The organism is Mycobacterium haemophilum DSM 44634 (assembly GCF_000340435.2).
GTDB classification, from domain to species: Bacteria; Actinomycetota; Actinomycetes; order Mycobacteriales; family Mycobacteriaceae; genus Mycobacterium; species Mycobacterium haemophilum.
In genome coordinates, this window is sequence record NZ_CP011883.2 from 351,354 (window position 1) to 373,277 (window position 21,924).

Sequence of the window (21,924 nt, forward strand, 5' to 3'; positions counted from 1 at the left end):
CCATGCTAGCTCTAGATATCACTTTCTACTGAGTTACTGAATACAGCACTTGTGGAATTTAGTCTGCTGCCGAATTGGGTGAGCACTGAAGCACGGCATGGGGACGGAAAATATTAGGTGCATACAGTAGCTGTCTTCTGGATAGATAGTAGAATGATTTCTACTATCTAGATGTCGTATAAAACGTGCCTAACGCTAAGTCTCTGGCTTTCATATCGGCTTCACGATCGTGGAAGGAGCTAGCAAATGTTGATCTCACTGTTTTCTGCCCGTAAGGCCGCAGCTCGTGCGGTGGGTGTCGGCGTGCTGAGCGGAGCGATGCTCTTCGGCGCTGCCCCAGTGGCGCAGGCTGTGGAGGTGGCCGCCCCGACGCCCAGCGTCGCAGGTGCCGACTCGCCTAACGGCGCGCCTGGCGTACCGGATGCGTCCCGGGCCGATCTGAACAACCGTGCGGATTTCGGCCGTGTCGTCCCCATGGATGACGACTGGTGGGATCCCGACGACTGGTGGGGGCCTTGGTGGCCCGGGTGGCACGGCGGGCCGTGGTGGCACGGCGGGCCTGGATGGCACGGCGGGTGGCACGGCGGGCCCGGGTGGCACGGCGGGTGGCACGGCGGGCCCGGGTGGCACGGTGGCCACGGAAGGCACTAGTGATTGGTAGTGCAACCACCTGAGGGAGGCCAGCTGCACGCCAATCGGCCGGCCGCCGTTACGGGTCGCGGGGCAGCCCCAGCAGCCGTTCGGCGATGGTGTTGAGCTGCACCTGCGATGTGCCGCCGTGTATCTGAATGCAATTCCGCGTGCAGTTGGACCACCGCCGGCGCCAACGCCGCCGCTACAGCGGCGGCGAACTCGACCCCGGAACAGACTATGTCTCAATCATTCTAGCTAGCTTCGTCAATCGCGTGGGCGGCGTCCTACACTGCGGCGGTGGCCCGTTCGATGTCGGCGATCATCTCTGCGTATTTGTGCTTGATGGTCTGGAGCTGGCCGATCGGTCTGCCGAACTGCTCGCGGAGGATGAGCCAGCGGCTCGGCGAGAACTCTCACCGCCATCGCTCGTTGATCCAGTTAGCGATGGTGTCGGCCTGCTCGCTGCGCGCGCCTGGGGTGGTGAAGTAGTGGTCGGTCTCGATCGAGCAGTGCGTCTTGTCGGTGCTCGCCAGCGCATCGTGGATGCGCTGGGCGTCGGACGGGAAGACTCCGGTATCTGCCTCGGCGTTGATCACCAAGGCCGGGCAGGTGATACGGGCCAGGTGTGGCTCGGCCCGGGTTTGCGCCACCCGCAGGCTCCACATGCTCAGCCAGTTGTGCAGCGTGCAGGCCGCGGCGATGCCATATGCGGAGCGGTTTGCCTTCCCCGGGATGCCCGCGTAGCACCGGTTGGGCGCACGCTTGGTCGGCTCGATGCTGGGATCCACCATGCGTGGGTCGGCCCAGGTGCGCATCACGGTAAACGGCCGATCGGAAAACCCAGCTGCGCGAACGCGTTTGAGCTCCCTCTCGGCCCAGTTGGTGATGGTATGGTTGCGCACGGTCTGCGCCAACCGGTAGCGGGTGACAAATTCCGGCGTGTACGGCGGGCCGTTTTGTGTGTTGTACAGGTCCAGGTCGGGATCGGTGGCGACCGGGTCGCCTTCGTCGACGACGGCGGCATCCATCCAGGCGGTCAATACATCCGGGCGCCCAGGATGCGCGGCGGTAGCGACATAGCCGTCGGCGGCGAGCAACTCTGTCAGTCCGGCCGCCGGCCGCATACCTTCCAGCGGAGTGACGTTCGGGTCGACCGCCTGCGACTGGTAGGCGGCCATCAACGAGCCTCCTCCTGAATTGCCGAGCAATACAACAGTTTCCACGTTCTGAACTTCACGCAGCCAGCGCACCCCGACACCGATGTCGACCAATGCGTGGTCGAGCAGAAAGGTGCTTTCGAAACCGCGGAACCTGGTGTTCCAGCCAAGAAATCCGATGCCGCGGGTGGCCATATAGTCGGCGAGATAGTGCTCGGAGAAGTCGATTTGATAGTGGCTGGCGAGCATTGCCACCTTCGGCTTACCTCCCGCCGCGCGGTAGTACAGCCCCTGGCATGGGTGCCCGCCGGCGTCGGCGCGCCCAGCGGTTGGCGACGGTAGCCCGACGAACTCGCGGATAACCCCCGGCGCGCCGGCATAAGGTGTCACTGTCTGCGCTCCTCGCTGCCGTAGCCCTCGGCTTGGGTGCGCCTGGCCGCCTCGGGGGTAAAAGAGATTGGGATAGCGCACATCTCGGCCCAGCACTGGGCGAAGTCGTCGTTGATCATCGCCAACTGAGACACGCCGATAACCTCGGCGAGCCGATTGCGATAGGTATGCCAGTGGGCGGCGGCGGCCTGGTAGGCACGGTCGCGGTTGGACAGGCCATGCCGGGTCACCGAGACTGCCCGCTCGTTGGCCTCGTCGCGAAAGCGCAGGGCCCACTGACGGACCATCGCCTCCTTGGAGTCGTAGTAGTTGCAGAAGATGCCGCGCCTCCTTCTCACTTGCGTGGCGTGCGTTTCGTGCACGGGGAATCCCTAGAGCAAAGCTGAATCTGATGTTAGGTTCAGACTTGGGGCCTGGCCAGGGCTGGGCTTCTGGGTCCGCCGGGGAGCGAGGGGAGCCGAACGGTGATCAAGCCACACAGCACCAACAGCGAATTCGAACTCGGCGGGATCAATCATGTCGCGCTGGTGTGTTCGGACATGGCGCGCACCGTGGATTTCTACAGCAACATCCTCGGCATGCCGTTGATCAAGTCGCTCGATCTGCCAGAAGGTCAGGGCCAGCATTTTTTCTTCGACGCCGGCAACGGCGACTGCGTGGCGTTCTTCTGGTTCGCCGGCGCGCCGGACCGGGTGTCCGGCATCTCGTCGCCGGATGCCATCCCGGGTATCGGTGATATCACCAGCGCGGTGAGCACGATGAATCATCTGGCGTTTCACGTACCTGCTGAGAAGTTCGATGCCTACCGGCAACGGCTTAAGGACAAAGGTATACGGGTCGGCCCGGTGCTCAACCACGACGAGAGCCCGACGCAGGTTTCCGCGACCCTGCATCCAGGGGTCTACGTGCGGTCGTTCTACTTCCAGGACCCCGATGGCATTACGCTGGAATTCGCTTGCTGGACAATGGAGTTCGGTGCAAATGATACGCAGGCTGTACCGAAGACGGCCGCTGACCGGAGGCCTCGCATGGCGGCTCAGCGCTCATGATGACTGACCGTGTTTTGACCGACGCGCAGATCGCGGCGTTGTCTCCCGAGCAGCGGCGCGAGCTGATTTCTCGACTGGTGCAGCCGCTGAGCGAGCTGGTGGATCCGGTGGCCTTCAGCAAGGTGCGGCGTATCCGACTGAGTCTGATGGTCGGTAGTGCGATCGCATTGATCCCCTGGATTGTGTATCTCGCAATGACGCTGCCGCAGAACTACGTTGCCCACAACTGGCCCGCCACCTGGGTTGGATTCGACATCTTGTTGGTCGGGTTCATGTTGGCAACCGCCGTGCTCGGATACCTGCGCCGCCAGCTGCTGCTGCTCGCTGCGTTCACCTCCGGGGTGTTGCTGATCTGCGACGCATGGTTCGACCTCATGACCGCCGGACCCAATGACGTCTGGTTGTCGGTGATCACGGCCATGCTGGTCGAGGTGCCGTTGGCGATCCTGATGATGACCGGTGCGCAGCGCATTATGCGACTCACCTTGGCACGCTTGTGGCTGCTGGAGCCGGGGATGCGGCTGTGGCAGGTGCCGCTGTTCGCGTGAGGCGGGGACGGTAGAGGTCTGGGTCGGTGAGCTCGTCGAGCAGCGACGCCAATTGATCGACCAGCTGGTCGGGCTCTAGGTGGACGGCGCCGGCCAGCCAGGCACTGATAGCTTGCCCGACGCCGCCGACCACGAAATGCGCTGCCACTGTGAGGCGGTCGTTTGCCGGCACCCGCAGTGCGTTGCCAACATGCTGGCCGGACAGCAGGGCGAAAAGTGCGCTGGATTCGGCGCGTTTACGTGCGATTACCGGGTTGACCAGCTGTGTGCTGAACAGCAGATGCCCGATTCGTGTGTCGTCGGCGATGGTCCGCACGATGTTGGCCATCCCCGCGCGGGTCTGCTGGTGCGCCGGCACCGCGGCCACTGCGGCTTGGGTGGTGGCGACCAGATCGGCGACTACCCATTCGAAAACGTCGCTGACGAGTTCGTCTTTGTCAGTGAAACTTTCGTAGAAGTAGCGCGCCGCCAGGCCGGCCCGGTGACAGACGGCGCGGACGGTCAGCGCGGAAAGGCCCTGGTGGTCGGCCCCCAGCAGATCCAGGCCGGCGGCCAGTAGTCGGCCACGTCGTGCGGCCAGTCGCTGGCTGGCCTCAACGCCGCGGTACGGCCGCGCGCTCGATGCCTCGGCCACCCCGGATCGTTCGGTCACGGGCTCCATCTTGACACCAGCACAAGGCCCGGAACAGTATCAGGAAACAAACGTTCGCACAATTAGCGGGCAGCTGCCGCGGGAGGTCCTACATGGCAGTGCACCAGGCTTCTCCTGAACCCGTCGGGCATGTCGAGCGTGCAATCGCAGACCCGCCCCGTCTTCCGTTGGCCCGGCGCCGGCCAGCGATAGGAAGCCCCACCGATATGCACCACGGGTTGATGGGCGTGGCGCTACTGGCCGGTCCGGCCAACGTGATCATGCAATTGGCGCGACCCGGCGTCGGCTACGGCGTGATGGAGAGCCGCGTCGACAGCGGCCGCTTGGATCTGCACCCGATCAAGCGGGCGCGCACCACCTTTACTTACCTCGCCGTGGCTACCGCCGGCAACGGTGCTCAGAAAGCGGCCTTCCGCCGCGCGGTGAACCGCGCGCACGCGCAGGTGTACTCGACCGCCGAAAGCCCGGTGCAGTACAACGCGTTCGATCCTGACTTGCAGCTGTGGGTCGGGGCGTGTCTCTACAAGGGTGCGGTCGATATCTATCGCATCTTCATCGGAGAGCTAAGCGACGAGGACGCCGACCGCCACTACCGGGAGGGCATGACGCTGGCGACCACGTTGCAGGTGCCGTCCGAAATGTGGCCACCGGACCGGGCGGCCTTCGATCGGTACTGGCAGGAGTCGCTGGCCAAAGTGCACATCGACGACGCCGTCCGTGACTACCTGTATCCGATCGCTGCAGCCCGCATCAAGGGGATCGCCTTGCCACGCCGCGTGCGGCGGCTATCGGACAACGTCGCGTTGCTGATTACCACCGGATTCTTGCCGCAGCGATTCCGCGACCAGATGCGGTTGCCGTGGGACGCCGTCAAACAACGGCGGTTCAACCGGTTGATGGCCGTATTGCGCATCGCGAACCGGCTCATGCCGCGGTTTGTCCGGCAGTTTCCCTTCAACGTGTTGCTGTGGGATCTGGACCGGCGGGTCAGGACGGGGCGTCCGCTGGTCTAGTCGAGGTAGCGCTTGTGGGCGCCGCTTGCCGACGATGTCTCGTTTGGTGTGGGCCAGTGGCCGATAACGCCGCTGAACTCGAGGTCGGTTTGGGCGAAGTCATTGCCTACGGCCAGCAGTGGTTGGTGACTCAGTTGCGCGGCCGCGTAGCTCATACAGTCCCCGAAGTTAAGGGCTGCGGGATGACGGCCCTTGCCGTACTGCAGGAAGGCCCGTTGCGCGGCGGTCGCATGGTCATAGGTGAAAGGCTCTACACCCAAGTTGATTTCGCTGCGCAGGCGTTCAAAGATGGTGCGTCCCACCGGCCCGTGGCGTGCTGTTAGGACGATGAGGCATTCAGCAACGGTTGGGGCCGACATGACCGGGCTACGAGCACCGGCCAGCGCGGCCACAACCTGCCCGGTATGGGGTTGCTCGTCTTGAATCAGGGCCACGATCGCGCTGGTGTCGATGATCATCGCAGCGGGCTCAAACTCCCGTTGTGGGGTCGTAGCCAAGAATTTCCTCGCGTTCGCGTTTGGCGATGGGGGTGTGGTCCGTGAGTAGCGGCCAGATTTCGGTGCGCATGACGTCGAGGAGCTGTGTCTGACGGTCGTCCGCGCGCGATCCCAGAAGCGCCAGCTGGGCGTGCAGGGCGTGGCGGATAGCGGCAGTTTTAGTGGTGTGCAGCCGATTGGCCATTTCGGCGGCAAGCCGGTCTACCTCGGGATCCTTGATGTTCAGTGCCATAGGGTGTATGGTACCAAGCTGCTACAGTTTCTACCACACGTGGCGTGGAGCGCCCCCCCGCAACAAGGGGCGCAGTTGCTGCCCAGGCATGCGTGCGACCGGGCCGCCAACCGGGGCGGCTCATTACGTCTCTGTTGGCCAGTGCGGTTGCGCCGCACCGGGACACAGATGCCGCCGCGCGTAGTGTGGGTTGGGTGCGTAGCGAAGGCGATAGCTGGGATATCACCACAAGTGTCGGTTCGACCGCGTTATTCGTGGCGACTGCGCGGGCATTGGAGGCGCAGAAACCTGATCCGCTCGCCGTCGACCCCTATGCACAGGTGTTTTGCCGCGCCATTGGCGGTGCCGCGGCCGACGTTCTCAACGGTAAGGAACCCGACCATCCGCTCAAGAGCAGCGACTTCGGCGAGCATTTCGTCAACTTCCAGGGCGCGCGCACCAAGTACTTCGACGAGTACTTCCGACGGGCCGTCGATGCCGGCGCGCGGCAGGTGGTCATCTTGGCGGCGGGACTGGACTCCCGTGCCTACCGGCTGGCATGGCCCGATGGGACGACTATCTTCGAGTTGGACCGTCCGCAGGTCCTCGACTTCAAACGCGAGGTGCTTACCGGCCTGGGGGCCCAACCGCGTGCCGACCGTCGTGAGGTCGCGATCGATCTGCGTGATGACTGGTCACAAGCGTTGCGGGACAGTGGATTTGATACAGCAGCGCCGTCGGCATGGATTGCCGAGGGTTTATTGATCTATCTGCCGGCCACCGCACAGGAGCAGCTGTTCACCGGCATCGACTCGCTGGCCGGGCCGGGCAGCCATGTCGCCGTCGAGGATGGCGCACCATTTGAACCGGACGAATTTGCGGCCAAAGTCGAAGAAGAACGCGCCGCGGCAGCCCAAGGCGACGACCTGGGCGTGTTTTTCCAGTTGGTCTACAACGAGCAGTGTGCGCCGGCCACCGAATGGTTCGGTGCCCGAGGCTGGACCGCACTCGGCACTCCGTTGGCTGATTACCTGCGCCAGGTCGGCCGGCCGGTGCCCGGACCCGAAACCGAAGCAGGGCCGATGATCGCGCGCACCACCCTGGTCAGTGCCGCCAAGAGGTGAGCGTGGGGAACTTTTCCGGGCCTAGCGCCGACTACTAGCTGCGTGGTGGTGCGGTCGCTGAGTTCGCCCCTATCGGTCAGGAGTCTCTTCCATGACGCTGCCGGTCATTGCTGCTTTGGTTGCGAGCGGCTGAAAATGGCCGTGCCGGTGTGGCTGGCTGTGCCGCCGGAGATCCATTCGGCCCTCTTGAGCAGCGGTGCCGGGCCAGCTGGCTTGTTGGCTGCCGCCAGCGGTTGGCGTTCGCTGAGTGCCGCATATGCTTCGGCGGCCGACGAGCTCACCGCAATAGTGGCGGCGGTGCAGGCTGGGTGGGACGGACCAAGCGCCGAGCAGTATGCAGTCGCCCATGCCCCGTACTTGGCGTGGCTGCTGCGGGCTAGCACCAACAGTGCTGGGATGGCGGTAAAGCAGGAGACCGCCGCCGCGGCCTACACCATGGCGTTGGCGGCGATGCCGACCTTGATGGAGCTGGCCGCCAACCATGCGATCCATGCGGTATTGACGGCGACGAATTTCTTTGGGCTCAACACCATCCCACTCGCGCTTAATGAGGCCGACTACATGCGGATGTGGTTCCAGGCGGCCGCCACGATGGCCACCTATCAGGCGGCCTCGAGCCTGGCGGTGGCATTAGCGCCACAAACTGATCCGGCGCCGCACATCGAAAATTCGGACAGCTCCGACAGCAGCGGCGACAGCGGTGAGCACGACATTGTCGACAACGATGCTGGCAACCCATACGAGCTGAGTTGGTGGATGAACCGATTCCTGGAGGTTCCGGAAACCTTGTGGCGAGACGTGCTGGAATTTCCGCAGCATCCAGCCGGGGCGATAGCGCAGCTACAGTCTGATATTCCGGGTCTGATCGCCGACGAGGCCGGCCACGTGGTCGAGGCTTATCAGGCGTTCGCTCCCGAAATTCAGGCGCTTGCGCTCGTGACGTCGACCGGCAACGCCGGGTTATCGGCGGGCCTACCGGGGTTGACTGGGCTGGCCGGACTTGCTGGGATTCAGGCTGCCCCGGTACTAGCGGCGGCTACACCGACACCCGAACCGTCTGGTCTGCCGGTGGCTATTAGCTCTCCGGTGCTAAGCGGTGCCCCAGCCGCTGCCTTCGCGCCGACCACGGTCCTGGCTTCGGCTCCGGCGGTCACGCCAGCCACGGCGCTACCACCGGGCGCTGCACCGCCGACGCCCGGTGGTCCAGGCGGTCTTGGCTACCCCTACCTGGTGGGTCCTCCCGGCCTTGGGTTGGGCTCGTCGGTCAGCACCGGTGCCACTGCCAAGAAGAAGGTGCCTGAGCCCGGAATCGCCGTCGCGGCGACGGTCGTGGCCGGGCCGGCGCGGGTGCGACGGCGCCGGCGCGCCCAGCTGCGTGGCTACGGCGACGAGTTTATGCAGATGGATGTCCAGGTTGAGCCAGACTGGGGTGCACCACCGAGTGTGGGGGTACCGCCTGCTAGCGGGGGCCAGTCGGCCGTCGCAGCGATCGCGTCGGGTCAGCGGGCGTGGCCCCTGGGTTTTGCTGAAACCCCGGGTTTTGCTGGAACAATGCCTCGTGATGCCGACCAGGCGGCGACGGGATTGGCCGCGCTGGCTGGTGATGGATTCGGCGGCGGACCGGCGGCGCCGATGGTGCCCAGTACCTGGGAGGCTGAACAACGGCAGCTCGGCAAGGAGGAACAGAGCCGAACCGAAGCTTTTGAATATGATAATCATATTCAGTAAGGTCAAGTGACGGTGTCGCCATGAAGGCGGCCGCGCGATAATACATAACACCCTGATCAGTGTCACGGAAATCGGAGTTGAGTCGTGAAGCGAGCGGGTCTGAGCAGCTCGACAGTTAGCTTATGCAATGCTAACTTCAGGCGGGTCAAGTTGGGCGATACTAGGTACGGGAGACGAAGCGGCCGTGGAGCACGGTGACACCGACACGCTTGGCGTGCAGTCTGGCAGTGCTCGGGCGCACGTCAAGGTGGATGGCGACGTCGTTAGCCGATTCGCTACCTGCTGCCGCGCCCTCGGCATTGTGGTCTACGACCGTCAGCGTCCGGCCGACCTGGCGGCCGCTCGGTCGGGTTTCAACGCGCTCACCCGCATCGCTCACGATCAGTGCGACGCCTGGACCGGACTAGCCGCTGCTGGCGACGTGTCCACCCCTGTGCTGGCAGCGATTTCGCGTACCGTTGACACCGCGGGCATGTTGGCGCGCCAGGCGGAACTGGCCCCCGCCGCGTTGGGCTTTCACTACGACACCGGACTGTACCTGCAGTTCCGGGCCACCGGCCCGGATGATTTCCAGCTCGCCTATGCGGCGTCATTGGCATCAACCGGGGGGCCTGGACACTACGGCGAGGCCGATCAGATAGTCACCGGCATCACCGACCGCCGGCCAGGTTGGCGCGATGCCCGTTGGGTTGCCGCCGTCATCCACTACCGCGCTGGGCGCTGGTCGGACGTCGTCAAGCTGCTGACCCCGATCGTCAATGACCCCGATCTCGACGAGACTTACGCACACGCCGCCAAGATCGCCTTGGGTACCGCGCTGGCCCGGCTGGGCATGTTCGCCCCGGCATTGTCGTATCTGGAGGAGCCCGCGGGCCCGGTCGCGGTGGCGGCTGTTGATGGCGCGCTAGCCAAAGCACTGGTGCTGCGTGCGCACATCGACGAGGAGTCGGCCAGCGAAGTTCTGCAGGATTTGTACGCGGCGCACCCAGAGAACGAGCAGATCGAACAGGCGCTGTCCGACACCAGTTTTGGGATCGTGACCACCACCGCGGCCCGGATCGATGCTCGCACCGATCCCTGGGATCCCGACACCGAGCCCGGTGTGGAAGACTTCGTCGATCCTGCAGCCCACGAACGCAAAGCCGTGCTGCTCCATGAGGCCGAGCGCCAGCTCACCGAATTCATCGGCCTGGACGAGGTCAAAAACCAGGTGTCACGGCTGAAGAGTTCGGTGGCTATGGAACTAGTGCGCAAGCAGCGTGGGCTCACGGTAGCGCAACGTGCCCACCACCTCGTCTTCGCTGGGCCACCTGGGACGGGCAAGACCACCATCGCCCGGGTAGTCGCCAAAATCTATTGCGGCCTAGGCCTTTTGAAGAGGGAGAATATCCGAGAAGTGCATCGCGCCGACCTCATCGGTCAGCACATCGGTGAGACCGAGGCCAAGACCAACGCGGTCATCGACAGCGCACTGGACGGGGTGCTGTTCCTTGACGAGGCCTACGCCCTGGTGGCCACGGGCGCTAAAAATGACTTCGGTTTGGTGGCCATCGACACTTTGCTGGCGCGGATGGAGAACGATCGTGACCGGCTAGTCGTGATCATTGCCGGCTACCGCGCCGATCTGGATAAGTTCCTGGACACTAACGAGGGCCTGCGGTCGCGGTTCACCCGCAACATCGACTTTCCCTCATACGCGTCGCATGAGTTGGTCGAGATCGCGCACAAGATGGCCGAACAGCGAGACAGCGTCTTCGAACAAGCGGCGCTCGACGAGTTGGAGGTTTTGTTCGCTAAATTGGCCACATCGGAGACACCCGACTCCAATGGAATCTCCCGGCGCAGCCTCGACATCGCGGGCAACGGGCGGTTTGTCCGCAACATTGTCGAACGTTCCGAGGAAGAACGTGAATTCCGGTTGGACCACTCGGAGCATGCCGGTACCGGTGAGTTCAGCGACGAGGAACTCATGACGGTGACGTCCGAGGACGTACGGAGATCGGTAGAACCGTTGCTGCGCGGTCTTGGGCTCACGGTACCGGCATGACGACCAACGAGCCGGACCAAGAACGGCGTTCGTTCTCGTCGCGAACGCCGGTCAACGAGAATCCCGACAAGGTGGTCTACCGCCGCGGATTTGTCACCCGTCACCAAGTGACCGGCTGGCGGTTCGTGATGCGCCGGATCGCCTCCGGTATCGCCATGCACGACACCCGAATGCTGGTTGACCCGTTACGCACCCAGTCACGTGCGGTGCTGATGGGCGCGCTGCTGGTGATTACTGGACTGCTGGGCTGCTTCGTGCTCTCCTTCATGCGACCCAATGGGTCGGCGGGTAACAACGCGGTGCTTGCCGATCGGTCGAGCGCCGCACTGTATGTGCGGGTGGGCGACCAACTGCACCCGGTGCTTAACCTGACCTCGGCTCGGCTAATTGTCGGTAAGCCGGTCAACCCCACTACAGTGAAAAGCAGTGAGCTGGACCGGTTTCCGCGTGGCAATCTGATTGGCATTCCGGGAGCACCGGAGCGGATGGTGCAAAACACCGCCCATGACGCGAACTGGACGGTGTGTGACGTCGTCAGCGGGGAAGGCGGGCGCGCTGCCCACAGCATGGGCGTCACGGTGATCGCCGGCCCGCCTGATAGCCGCGGCACCCGGGCCGCCGTGTTGGGGTCCGCGCACGGCGTTCTGGTCGACGCTCCGGCTGAGCGGGGCGGCGGCACCTGGCTGCTGTGGGATGGCAAGCGCAGCGAAATCGACTTGGCTGACCACGCGGTGACCGATGCGCTGGGGTTTGGTGTCGGTGTTTCTGAGGCGCCTGCACCAAGGCCTATCGCGGCAGGGCTGTTCAACGTGATCCCCGAAGCGCCGCCGCTGACGGCGCCCGCCATCCCGAATGCTGGTGGCACACCAAGCTTCGGACTGCACGCGCCGATCGGGGCGGTGGTGGTGTCCTTTGGTCTGGCGGCGCTGGACAAGAATCCGGCCGATTCGGTGCGGTATTACGCGGTGTTGCCGGACGGTCTGCAGCCTATTTCGCCGGTACTTGCCGGGATCCTGCGCAACACCAATTCCTATGGACTGCAGCAGCCGCCCCGGCTCGGTGCCGACGAGGTTGGCAAGTTGCCGGTGTCGCGGATGCTGGACACCGAACGCTATCCCGGCCAGCAGATCAGCCTCGTCGACGCTGGCCGCGATCCGGTCAGCTGCGCATATTGGCGCAAGCCGGCCGGGGCCGCTACTAGCTTTCTGAGCCTGATGTCCGGCTCGGCGCTGCCGGTGCCCGATGCGGTGCGCGCCGTCGAGCTGGTGAGCGCCAGCTCCCAGGGAAACGGTCCGACAGCCAGCCGGGTTGCGCTGGCACCCGGCACCGGCTACTTCGCCCAAACCGTGGGTGGCGGCGCGGCCGCACCAGCCACCGGATCATTGTTCTGGGTCTCCGATACCGGGGTGCGCTATGGGATTGACACCGAGGCTGATACCGGACCAGGAGCGGCTGCTGGGCACAGCAAAACCGTTGAGGCTCTTGGCTTAAACCCACCTGCGCTGCCCATCCCGTGGTCGATGCTGTCGCTGTTCGCGGCTGGCCCGACGCTGTCACGCGCCGACGCACTGCTGGCACACGATGGCTTGGCGCCCGATACCAGGCCCGGTCGTACCACGACAGACGGGGAGTCCCGATGAGCCGACTTATCTTCGAAGCTCGCCGGCGGCCGCCGCCGCCGAGTAGCCGCAAGGGCACCATCACCATCGAGGCGCCTCCCGAATTGCCCCGCGTGATTCCGCCGTCGCTGCTGCGGCGTGCGATGCCCATTCTGATGGTGTTCCTGATCGTCGGCATGGTCGTCGCGATGGTCGCCACCGGGATGCGGCTGATCTCGCCGCAGACCCTGTTCTTCCCGTTCGTGCTGCTGCTGGCGGCCACCTCGCTCTTTCGCGGCAACGACAACAAGATGCGTACCGAGGAGGTCGACGCCGAACGGGCCGACTACCTGCGGTACTTGTCGGTGGTCCGAGACAACATCCGGACCCAGGCCGCCGAGCAGCGTGCGGCCGCGCAGTGGTCCCACCCTGAGCCGACGGCGTTGGCAAGCGTGCCCGGGTCCCGCCGTCAGTGGGAGCGGGACCCGCATGACTCCGACTTCTTGATCGTGCGGGCCGGGCGGCACCAGGCGCCGCTGGCCACCGCGTTGCGGGTCAAAGACACCGCGGACGAGATCGACCTGGAGCCGGTGTCGCACAGCGCATTACGTAGTTTGCTCGACGCTCAGCGCACCGTTCGTGACGTGCCGACCGGAATCGACCTGGGCAAAATCTCACGGATCACCGTCTTTATTGACGCTGAGAGCTCCAAGGATGCTAATACCTCCAGGGATGAAGCGCGTGCGGCGTTGCGCGCTTGGATCGCTCAGGCAGTGACCTGGCACGACCCGGCGTTGTTTGGGGTGGCGCTGGCCACCCGCGATCTGGAGAGCAGCGACTGGTCCTGGCTTAAATGGTTGCCACACGTCGACATTCCCGGTCAGCTTGATGGCGTCGGCTCGGCTCGTTACTTGTCGACCGACCCTGACGAGTTGATCTCGCTGCTGGGAGCCACGCTTGCCGACCGCCCGGCGTTCACCGGCACGTCGGCCGAGGCGCTGCGCCACCTGATGATCGTGATCGACGACCCCGACTACGATCTGAACGCCTCGGCCCTGGCGATGGGCCGAGCTGGGGTCACGGTGGTGCATTGCTCCACCACACCGCCGCACCGCGAACAGTATTCGGATCCCGAACAGCCGATCCTGCGTATCGCGCACGGTGCCATCGAACGCTGGCAGACCGGCGGCTGGCAGCCCTACATCGACACCGCCGACCAACTCGGCGCCGCCGAGGCCGCCCACCTGGCCCGCCAGCTGTCACGGTGGGACTCCAACCCGACGCACGCCGGGCTGCGTTCAGCGGCCACCCGCGGGGCCAGCTTCACGACGCTGCTGGGCATCCCGGACGCGTCACGGCTGGACGTGACCACACTGTGGGCGCCACGCCGCCGCGATGACGAGCTACGTATACCGATCGGTGTCACCGGCACCGGCGAGCCGCTGATGTTCGACCTCAAGGACGAAGCCGAGGGCGGTATGGGTCCGCACGGCCTGATGATCGGGATGACAGGATCCGGTAAGTCACAGACCCTGATGTCGATTCTGTTGGCGCTGTTGACCACTCACTCGGCGGACCGGCTGATCGTGATCTATGCAGACTTCAAGGGTGAGGCCGGCGCCGACAGCTTCCGAAACTTCCCGCAGGTTGTCGCGGTGATCTCGAATATGGCCGAGAAGAAGTCGCTAGCCGAACGGTTCGCTGACACGCTGCGCGGTGAGGTGGCCCGCCGGGAGACGCTGCTGCGCGAGGCCGGCCGCCGGGTTCAGGGCAGCGCGTTCAACTCAGTGCTCGAATATGAGAACGCAATAGCGGCCGGCGCAGTAGATCTGCCCCCGATCCCAACGCTATTCGTGGTCGCCGACGAGTTCACCCTGATGCTGGCCGATCATCCGGAGTACGCGGAGTTGTTCGACTACGTGGCACGCAAGGGCCGCTCGTTCCGGATTCACATCTTGTTCGCTTCTCAGACGCTGGACGTCGGCAAGATCAAAGACATCGACAAGAACACCTCATACCGAATCGGGTTGAAGGTGGCCAGTGCCAGCGTTTCCCGTCAGATCATCGGTGTGGAGGACGCCTATCACATCGAGTCGGGCAAAGAACACAAGGGCATGGGCTTTTTAGTACCGGCTCCCGGCGCGGCACCGATCAAGTTCCGCAGCACCTACGTCGACGGGATCTACGAGCCGCCGCGATCAACCAAGACTCGGGTGGTGGAAGCTACGCCAGAGCCAAAGCTGTTCACTGCTGGGGCGGTGGAGCCGGATCACCCCATCGTGATCACCAGCGAAGACGATGATGAGTCGGTCGCCCCGCCGCGCAAGCTGATCGCGACAATCGGCGAGCAGTTGGCGCGCTACGGGCCCCGGGCGCCGAAGCTGTGGCTGCCGCCGCTCGACGAGTCGATCCCGCTGACCGCGATGCTAGCTAGTGCTGGAGTGCCGCAACGGCAGTGGCGCTGGCCGCTCGGCGAGATCGACAAACCCTTCGAAATGCGTCGCGACCCGTTGATATTTGATGCCACCTCGGCGGCCGGTAATATGGTGATCCACGGCGGTCCCAAATCCGGAAAGTCGACTGCGCTGCAGACGTTTATCCTGTCGGCCGCGAGTCTGCATTCGCCGCGTGACGTGACGTTCTACTGCCTGGACTACGGCGGCGGCCAGCTGCGAGCGATTCAGGATCTGGCGCACGTCGGTAGCGTTGCGTCGGCCTTAGAACCCGAACGAATCCGCCGCACCTTCGGAGAGCTCGAGCAGCTGTTGCTATCGCGGCAGCAGCGAGAGGTATTCCGGGACAAGCGGGGTAGCGGCTCGGCGCTCGATGACGGTTTTGGCGAGGTCTTCCTCGTCATCGACAACCTCTACGCTTTCGGCCGCGACAACACAGATCAGTTCAATACCCGTAACCCGCTGCTGGCCAAGGTAACTGAGCTCGTCAATGTCGGCCTGGCGTACGGCATCCACGTGATCATCACCACCCCGAGCTGGCTGGAGGTGCCGTTGGCGATGCGGGACGGGCTCGGATTGCGACTAGAGCTCAAGCTGCATGACGCGCGGGACAGCAACGTGCGCGTGGTTGGCGCGCTGCGTCGCCCGGCTGACGCCGTCCCGCACGACCAGCCTGGCCGCGGGTTGACTATGGCCGCCGAACATTTCCTATTCGCGGCTCCGCAGCTAGACCAGGTGGCCGTGATCAATGCCCGCCACGCCGGCGTGGCTGCGCCGCCGGTGCGGTTGCTGCCCACCAACCTTTCGCCCGATGCCGTTGATGCGCTCTATCGAGGCCCGGAACAAGTGGTCATCGGCCAGCGTGAAGAGGATCTGGCACCGGTCGTCGTCGACTTCGCCAACAATCCGTTGTTAATGGTGTTCGGCGACAGCAAGTCTGGTAAGACCACGCTGCTGCGCCACATCATCCGCACGATCCGCGAACACTCCTCCCCCGACCAGGTGGCGTTTACCGTGCTGGATCGGCGGCTGCACCTCGTGGACGAGCCGTTATTTCCCGACAACGAATACACCGCCAACATCGACCGGATCATCCCGGCGATGCTTGGGCTGGCCAACCTCATCGAAGCACGCCGGCCACCGGCAGGTTTGTCGGCAGCGGAATTGTCCCGCTGGACATTTGCGGGCCACACCCATTACCTGCTCATCGACGACGTCGACCAGGTGCCCGATTCACCGGCGATGAGCGGTCCATATATCGGACAGCGGCCGTGGACCAACCTCATCGGGCTGCTCGGACAGGCCGGTGATTTGGGGCTGCGGGTAATCGTCACAGCGCGGGCCACCGGATCGGGCCACATGCTGATGACCAGCCAGCTGCTGCGCCGCTTGAACGACCTGCAGGCAACTACGCTGATGTTGGCGGGCAATCCAGCCGACAGCGGCAAGATCCGGGGCCAGCGATTTAGCCGATTGCCGGCCGGACGGGCGATTCTGTTGGGCGACAGCGACAGCCCGACGTATGTACAGTTGGTCAACCCGCTGGTGGCGATCGCAAGCGTGGCGGAGCCGGGCGTAGTGGGTCGCCACTCATCAAAACCCAGTGGCGAATCGGTACCAAAACAGGTCAACGATGACGGGTTCCACTAAATGATTGGTAAAACGCGACAGAAGGAGTGATAGTCATGACGTTGCGAGTAGTTCCTGAGGGGCTGGCCGCGACCAGTGCGGCGGTGGAGGCGCTGACGGCACGGCTGGCGGCCGCGCATGCCGCCGCGCTTCCATGGATCGCTGCGGTGGTGCCTCCGGCGGCGGATCCGGTGTCGCTGCAGACCGCCGCCGGGTTCAGCGCTCAGGGGCAAGAGCACGCTGTGGTGGCGGCCCAAGGTGTTGAAGAGTTGGGCCGCGCCGGTATCGGTGTGGGCGAATCCGGCGCCAGCTACGAAATCGGTGATGCCACGGCGGCCTCGACGTATGGGATAGTGGGCAGCTGACAATGAGCGCGACCGTCTGGATGGCCTCGCCGCCGGAGGTGCATTCGGCGTTGCTGAGCGCCGGTGCCGGACCGGGACCGCTGCTGGCTACCGCCGCCGCATGGAGCAAGCTGCGCACCGAATACGGCTCGGTGGTGGCCCACGAGCGCCGATGGTGCCGGGTACCTGGGACCAGGATCAGGAAGGTCCTGCCAAGCCCAGCCAACACAATGGGTTGGGGAAAGGGGGCTCGGACAGTTAGCAAAGCAGTTTCACCACGTGCTCGTTAGTAATCGGAATACGAAGGGAGACAATTGTTATGAGTCTTTTGGATGCTCATATCCCACAGCTGGTCGCCTCGGAGGCGGCGTTCGGTACCAAGGCGGCACTGATGCGCCACACCATTAGTCAGGCCGAGCAGGAAGCGATGTCGGCGCAGGCGTTTCACCAGGGGGAAAGCGCGGCGGCGTTTCAGGCCGCGCATGCCCAGTTTGTCGCCGCGGCCGAGAAGGTCAACACCCTGCTCGATGTCGCGCAGCAGCATTTGGGTGAGGCCGCAGGCACGTATCTGGCCGCCGACTCCGCGGCTGCCTCGACCTACGCCGCCGGAGCCGGGTCCTAACCCGATCAGACTGTTACCCGAAAGGACTTGTAATGCCACAGATTATGTACAACTACCCGGCAATGTTGGCCCACGCCGGGAGTATGTCGGGCTATGCCGCCACCTTGCAAGGGCTGGGCACCGATATCTCCGCCGAGCAGGCCGCGCTGCAGGCTGGCTGGGCAGGTGACACCGGGATGACCTACCAAGCCTGGCAGGTCCAGTGGAACCAGGCCTTGGAAGACATGGTGCGGTCCTACCAGTCAATGGCGAGCACTCACGAAGCCAACACCATGAGTATGCTCGGCCGCGACCAGGCTGAAGCCGCCAAGTGGGGCGGCTAATCGTAGGTCGATGAACGTCGATCCCAACGCCGTTGAGCTGACGGTCGATCACGCATGGTTCATTGCGGAAGCCATTGGAGCGGGCAGCTTCCCGTGGGTTCTGGCGATTACCGCGCCATATCGCGACGCCGGGGAACGGGCCGCCTTCGTCGAACGTCAGAAGGCCGAGCTGACGCGGATGGGTCTGGTGACAGCAGACGGCTCCGTGAACCCGGCAGTCGCCGACTGGATCAGGGTGGTGTGCTTCCCCGACCGATGGCTCGACCTCCGTTACTTGGGGCCTGCGTCGGCCACTGGCGACAGCGAGCTGCTACGTGGCATGGTCGCGCAGCGCGCTGGCGTCAGCGGTAAGACCGTGGTCGCGCTGCGCAGTGCGCAGCTGATCACGTTTACCGCAATGGATATCGATGACCCGCTCGGGCTGGTGCCGGTTCTCGGCGCCGGCCTGGCGCAGCGGCCACCGGCGCGCTTCGACGAGTTCAGCATGCCGATGCGGGTCGGCGTCCGGGCCGACGAGCGATTGCGGTCCGGCGCCTCGTTAACGGAAGTCGCTGACTACCTGGGTATTCCGAAATCGGCGCGGCCGGTGGTGGAATCGGTGTTCTCCGGTCCTCGGAGCTACGTCGAGATCGTCGCCGGCTGCCACCGCGACGGGGAGCACGCCACCACCGAGGTCGGGATAAGTATCGTTGACACCACCGCGGGCCGAGTGTTGGTCAGTCCGTCCCGCGCATTCGACGGCGAATGGGTGTCTACGTTCAGCCCAGGGACACCCTTTGCCATCGCTGTCGGAATCGAACAGCTAACCGCCACCTTGCCAGAGGGCCAATGGTTCCCCGGCCAACGGCTGTCTCGAGATTTCTCTGACCAGATTTCATAGCCGGACCACGACGTGGGCTGCCGGGCGGAGCAGGAGATCGGCAGTTCAAACCAGTCGGATGACACAGCAGTAGCGAAAACCATGGCCGCGCAGACGATGCGGTCGTCATAGATAGAGAGAAAACGATGTCCCAAGTGTGGCGTGCGCCTTTGCAGAAGCATTTTGCGAGGGTCCGGTGACGTCCGGCGCCGTCATGCCGATCGTCCGCGTTGCCATTCTCGCGGACAGCAGGTTGACGGAAATGGCCCTGCCAGCCGAATTGCCGTTGCGCGAAATCCTGCCCGCGGTACAGCGTCTGGTGGTCCCAACAGTGTCGAATGGCGATGCCTCAGTGGCTACCGGCGCGAGTTCGCAGCTGAGCCTGGCGCCCATCGGTGGAGCGCCATTCAGCCTGGATGCCAGCCTGGACACCGTTGGAGTCGTCGACGGTGATTTGCTCGCATTGCAGCCGGTACCGGTAGGTCCGGCGGCACCCGGTATTGTCGAGGACATCGCCGACGCCGCGATGATCTTCTCGACTTCCCGGCTAAAGCCTTGGGGGCCAATGCATATTCGCCGCGGGGCGTTGGCTGCGGCGACCGCCGTGGCCGTTGCGGCAACCGGTCTGGGTGTCACCTATCGGACAGTCACCGGTGCGTTGACCGGACTGCTCGTGGTCACGGCGATCGCGGTACTCATCGCATCGGGTGGTTTGGTGCTTAGGTCACGTACGGCGCGCACCGGGTTGGTGCTGTCGATCGCAGCGCTGGTGCCCATTGGTGCCGCCTTAGCGTTGGCGGTACCCGGCAGATTCGGGCCAGCGCAGGTGTTGTTGGCCGCCGCCGGTGTCACCGCGTGGTCGCTAATTACTCTGATCGTTCCTGGCCCGGAACGTGAGCGGGCCGTCGCCTTCTTCACCGCGACGGCAGTGATCGGGGCGGCTGTGTCGTTGGCAGCCGGTGCCGAATTGCTTTGGCAGCTAACGCTACTGGCCCTTGGCTGCGGATTGATTGTGGCGGCTCTGCTGGTCACCGTCGAGGCGGCTCAGCTCTCCGCGTTGTGGGCACGGTTCCCATTGCCGGTGATCCCGGCGCCGGGCGATCCGACCCCGTCGGCGCCGTCGTTGCAGGTGCTCGAGGACTTGCCGCGGCGGGTGCGTATCAGCGACGCCCATCAGAGCGGTTTCATCGCCGCCGCCGTGCTGCTCAGCATGCTGGGCTCGGTGGCGATCGCGTTGCGTCCGGAGGCGGTGAGCAGCGTGGGCTGGTACGTGGTCGCGGCAACCGCGGTTACGGCCACGCTGCGCGCCCGGGTGTGGGATTCGGCCGCCTGTAAAGCCTGGCTGCTTGCCCAGCCGTACCTGGTCGCCACCGTGCTGTTGGTGCTCTACACCGCGACCGGACGCTACGCCGCGGCTTTCGCTGCGGTGCTGGTGCTCGTCGTGGTTGTGCTGGCCTGGGTGGTGGTCGCGCTCAACCCGCGCATCGCCGCGCCGGATAGCTATTCGCTGCCGCTGCGCCGCTTGCTGGGCATGGTCGCCTCCGGCCTTGATGCTTCACTGATCCCCGTCATGGCGTATCTGGTCGGCCTTTTCAGCTGGGTACTTAATCGATGATGCGGGCTGGACCTCGACTTGGACTGGCCTGCCTCGCAACGACTCTGGTCGTCTTCCAGACAATACTGATGGGGGGCTGTCCGCGGGCACTCGCAATCAGTCCGCCGGTGGTCGATCCAGGCGTGCCACCACCGAGCGGCGCACCAGGACCCGTCCAGACGATGCAACAACGCGGCTCATGTACCACCTCCGGAGTCATCCCGGGCACCGATCCCGGCATTGCGACATCCAGTCAGTCGATGCTGAATCTTCCTGCAGCATGGCAGTTTTCTCGCGGCGAGGGGCAACTGGTGGCGATCGTCGACACTGGGGTACGGCCGAGCCCGCGGCTGCCCAACGTCGACGCCGGCGGCGACTATGTGGAGTCGAGCGACGGCCTGACCGATTGCGATGGGCACGGAACCCTGGTCGCCGGGATCGTTGCCGGCCAACCCGCTTCGTCTGGTGAGGATGGGTTTTCGGGTGTTGCACCCGCGGCGCGGTTGTTGTCCATCCGGGTGACCTCCGCCAAGTTCTCGCCGCGATCGCCGGGCGGCGATCCGCAGCTCGAGCAGGCGTCCCTCGAGGTGGCCACGCTTAGCCGGGCCATTGTGCATGCCGCAGACCTCGGCGCGCGGGTGATCAACATCTCTACGATAACTTGCTTGCCCGCCGATCGGCCCATCGACCAGTCCGAGCTCGGGGCCGCGATCCGCTATGCGGCGGTGGACAAGGACGCCGTGATCGTGGCGGCGGCGGGCAATGCCGGGTCGACCGGAACGGGTGGTGGGAGCATGAACTGCGAGTCCAACCCGCTCACCGACCTGGGCCGCCCGGACGATCCGCGGAACTGGGCGAGCGTCACCTCGGTGTCCATTCCGTCGTGGTGGCAGCCATACGTGCTGTCGGTGGCGTCGCTGACACCGGGTGGGCGGCCATCGAAATTCACCATGGCCGGGCCGTGGGTGGGTATTGCGGCCCCGGGCGAAAACATCGTTTCGGTGAGCAACCGTGACAGTGGAGGTCTGGCTAACGGCCTGCCCAACGATCACGACCAACAGATCGCACTGAACGGCACCAGCTACGCGGCCGGCTACGTCTCGGGAGTCGCGGCGCTGGTTCGCAGCAAGTACCCGGAACTGACCGCCACACAGGTGATGCGCCGTATCACCGCGACCGCGCACACCGGCGCTCGGGCGCCCTCCAACGTCGTCGGCGCCGGTACATTGGACCCGGTGGCAGCCCTGACCTGGAACGTGCCCGTAAGCAACGAATCCGGTATAGCGCCGGTAAAGCCGGTTACTGTCCCGCCGGCACCGGCGCCGAAGGACAACACACCGCGGAACGTCGCGTTTGCTGGGACAGCCGCGCTGGCTTTGGTGGTCGCGGCCGTCGCCGCGACTGCCACGATTGCCGCGCGCCGACGAAAGGATCCCACCCCGTGAGCGCGCAC

At 64.6% G+C, this 21,924-nt stretch carries 19 protein-coding genes and 3 pseudogenes; 16 read left to right on the plus strand and 6 right to left on the minus strand.

The annotated features are described in order from the left end of the window. Window positions 1-246: 246 nt before the first annotated feature. Entirely contained in the window at window positions 247-651 is a 405-nt protein-coding gene (locus B586_RS01610) for a hypothetical protein (RefSeq protein WP_054878884.1), read from the plus strand. A gap of 121 nt (window positions 652-772) precedes the next feature. Here the strand turns inward: B586_RS01610 and B586_RS19755 are convergent. The 3 genes and pseudogenes from B586_RS19755 to B586_RS01620 form a co-directional block, all read right to left on the minus strand. Beyond that, window positions 773-1,019, minus strand: a pseudogene (locus B586_RS19755) (acyl-CoA dehydrogenase family protein); the annotation flags it as partial. A 27-nt stretch (window positions 1,020-1,046) separates the two neighbouring features. Continuing rightward, window positions 1,047-2,180, minus strand: coding sequence for an alpha/beta hydrolase (locus B586_RS01615; protein WP_054878883.1), 1,134 nt, complete (start codon window positions 2,178-2,180; stop codon window positions 1,047-1,049). A gap of 20 nt (window positions 2,181-2,200) precedes the next feature. Beyond that, window positions 2,201-2,497 (minus strand): annotated as a pseudogene (locus B586_RS01620) (TetR/AcrR family transcriptional regulator); the annotation flags it as partial. 147 nt (window positions 2,498-2,644) lie between these two features. Here B586_RS01620 and B586_RS01625 point away from each other — a divergent pair. Then, window positions 2,645-3,229, plus strand: coding sequence for a VOC family protein (locus B586_RS01625; protein ID WP_047315897.1), 585 nt, complete (start codon window positions 2,645-2,647; stop codon window positions 3,227-3,229). Next, window positions 3,229-3,777: a hypothetical protein gene (locus B586_RS01630; protein ID WP_047315898.1), complete on the plus strand. Its 549-nt coding sequence runs from the start codon at window positions 3,229-3,231 to the stop codon at window positions 3,775-3,777. Before B586_RS01625 ends, B586_RS01630 begins: the two co-directional genes overlap by 1 nt. Here the strand turns inward: B586_RS01630 and B586_RS01635 are convergent. Continuing rightward, a complete protein-coding gene (locus tag B586_RS01635) occupies window positions 3,710-4,411 on the minus strand; it encodes a TetR/AcrR family transcriptional regulator (RefSeq protein ID WP_418001130.1) in 702 nt (233 codons plus the stop codon). The genes B586_RS01630 and B586_RS01635 overlap by 68 nt on opposite strands. Window positions 4,412-4,521: 110 nt before the next feature. Between B586_RS01635 and B586_RS01640 the strand changes: the two genes are divergently transcribed. Next, complete coding sequence (locus B586_RS01640; RefSeq protein ID WP_054878881.1) at window positions 4,522-5,442, plus strand: oxygenase MpaB family protein; 921 nt, start codon at window positions 4,522-4,524, stop codon at window positions 5,440-5,442. Here the strand turns inward: B586_RS01640 and B586_RS01645 are convergent. Both B586_RS01645 and B586_RS01650 read right to left on the minus strand, forming a co-directional pair. Beyond that, on the minus strand, window positions 5,439-5,900 hold the full coding sequence (locus B586_RS01645; RefSeq protein ID WP_047315901.1) for a type II toxin-antitoxin system VapC family toxin: 462 nt from the start codon (window positions 5,898-5,900) through the stop codon (window positions 5,439-5,441). The genes B586_RS01640 and B586_RS01645 overlap by 4 nt on opposite strands. A gap of 10 nt (window positions 5,901-5,910) precedes the next feature. Further along, on the minus strand, window positions 5,911-6,171 hold the full coding sequence (locus tag B586_RS01650; RefSeq protein ID WP_047315902.1) for a type II toxin-antitoxin system VapB family antitoxin: 261 nt from the start codon (window positions 6,169-6,171) through the stop codon (window positions 5,911-5,913). Window positions 6,172-6,365: 194 nt separating this feature from the next. On the opposite strand from B586_RS01650, the gene B586_RS01655 reads away from it, so the two are divergent. From B586_RS01655 to mycP, 12 genes and pseudogenes are all read left to right on the plus strand, one after another. After that, window positions 6,366-7,274: a class I SAM-dependent methyltransferase gene (locus B586_RS01655; protein WP_047315937.1), complete on the plus strand. Its 909-nt coding sequence runs from the start codon at window positions 6,366-6,368 to the stop codon at window positions 7,272-7,274. 135 nt (window positions 7,275-7,409) lie between these two features. Next, window positions 7,410-9,002, plus strand: a complete 1,593-nt coding sequence (locus tag B586_RS01660) for a PPE family protein (RefSeq protein ID WP_082607473.1) — start codon at window positions 7,410-7,412, stop codon at window positions 9,000-9,002. Window positions 9,003-9,186: 184 nt separating this feature from the next. Continuing rightward, entirely contained in the window at window positions 9,187-11,049 is a 1,863-nt protein-coding gene (gene eccA / locus B586_RS01665; RefSeq protein ID WP_168162497.1) for a type VII secretion AAA-ATPase EccA, read from the plus strand. Then, window positions 11,046-12,689, plus strand: coding sequence for a type VII secretion protein EccB (gene eccB / locus B586_RS01670; protein ID WP_054878880.1), 1,644 nt, complete (start codon window positions 11,046-11,048; stop codon window positions 12,687-12,689). Before eccA ends, eccB begins: the two co-directional genes overlap by 4 nt. Beyond that, window positions 12,686-16,750: a type VII secretion protein EccCa gene (gene eccCa, locus B586_RS01675; RefSeq protein WP_082607474.1), complete on the plus strand. Its 4,065-nt coding sequence runs from the start codon at window positions 12,686-12,688 to the stop codon at window positions 16,748-16,750. Before eccB ends, eccCa begins: the two co-directional genes overlap by 4 nt. Before the next feature lie 35 nt (window positions 16,751-16,785). After that, entirely contained in the window at window positions 16,786-17,094 is a 309-nt protein-coding gene (locus B586_RS01680; protein WP_047315906.1) for a PE family protein, read from the plus strand. Between the two features lie 2 nt (window positions 17,095-17,096). Continuing rightward, window positions 17,097-17,228, plus strand: a pseudogene (locus tag B586_RS21750) (PPE domain-containing protein); the annotation flags it as partial. A 164-nt stretch (window positions 17,229-17,392) separates the two neighbouring features. After that, window positions 17,393-17,695 (plus strand): type VII secretion system protein EsxG, encoded by a 303-nt coding sequence (gene esxG / locus B586_RS01685; RefSeq protein ID WP_047315907.1) that lies wholly within the window; start codon window positions 17,393-17,395, stop codon window positions 17,693-17,695. A gap of 32 nt (window positions 17,696-17,727) precedes the next feature. Next, the gene (locus B586_RS01690; RefSeq protein WP_047315908.1) at window positions 17,728-18,018 is read left to right on the plus strand and encodes a WXG100 family type VII secretion target; all 291 of its coding nucleotides are present in this window, start codon (window positions 17,728-17,730) and stop codon (window positions 18,016-18,018) included. A gap of 10 nt (window positions 18,019-18,028) precedes the next feature. Further along, the gene (locus tag B586_RS01695; RefSeq protein WP_054878879.1) at window positions 18,029-18,898 is read left to right on the plus strand and encodes an ESX secretion-associated protein EspG; all 870 of its coding nucleotides are present in this window, start codon (window positions 18,029-18,031) and stop codon (window positions 18,896-18,898) included. Window positions 18,899-19,091: 193 nt separating this feature from the next. Next, the gene (eccD, locus tag B586_RS01700; protein WP_156406853.1) at window positions 19,092-20,492 is read left to right on the plus strand and encodes a type VII secretion integral membrane protein EccD; all 1,401 of its coding nucleotides are present in this window, start codon (window positions 19,092-19,094) and stop codon (window positions 20,490-20,492) included. Further along, window positions 20,489-21,916 carry a type VII secretion-associated serine protease mycosin gene (gene mycP / locus B586_RS01705; protein ID WP_054878878.1) on the plus strand — a complete coding sequence of 476 codons (1,428 nt, stop codon included), beginning with the start codon at window positions 20,489-20,491 and terminating at the stop codon, window positions 21,914-21,916. Before eccD ends, mycP begins: the two co-directional genes overlap by 4 nt. The last annotated feature ends 8 nt before the right edge of the window (window positions 21,917-21,924 follow it).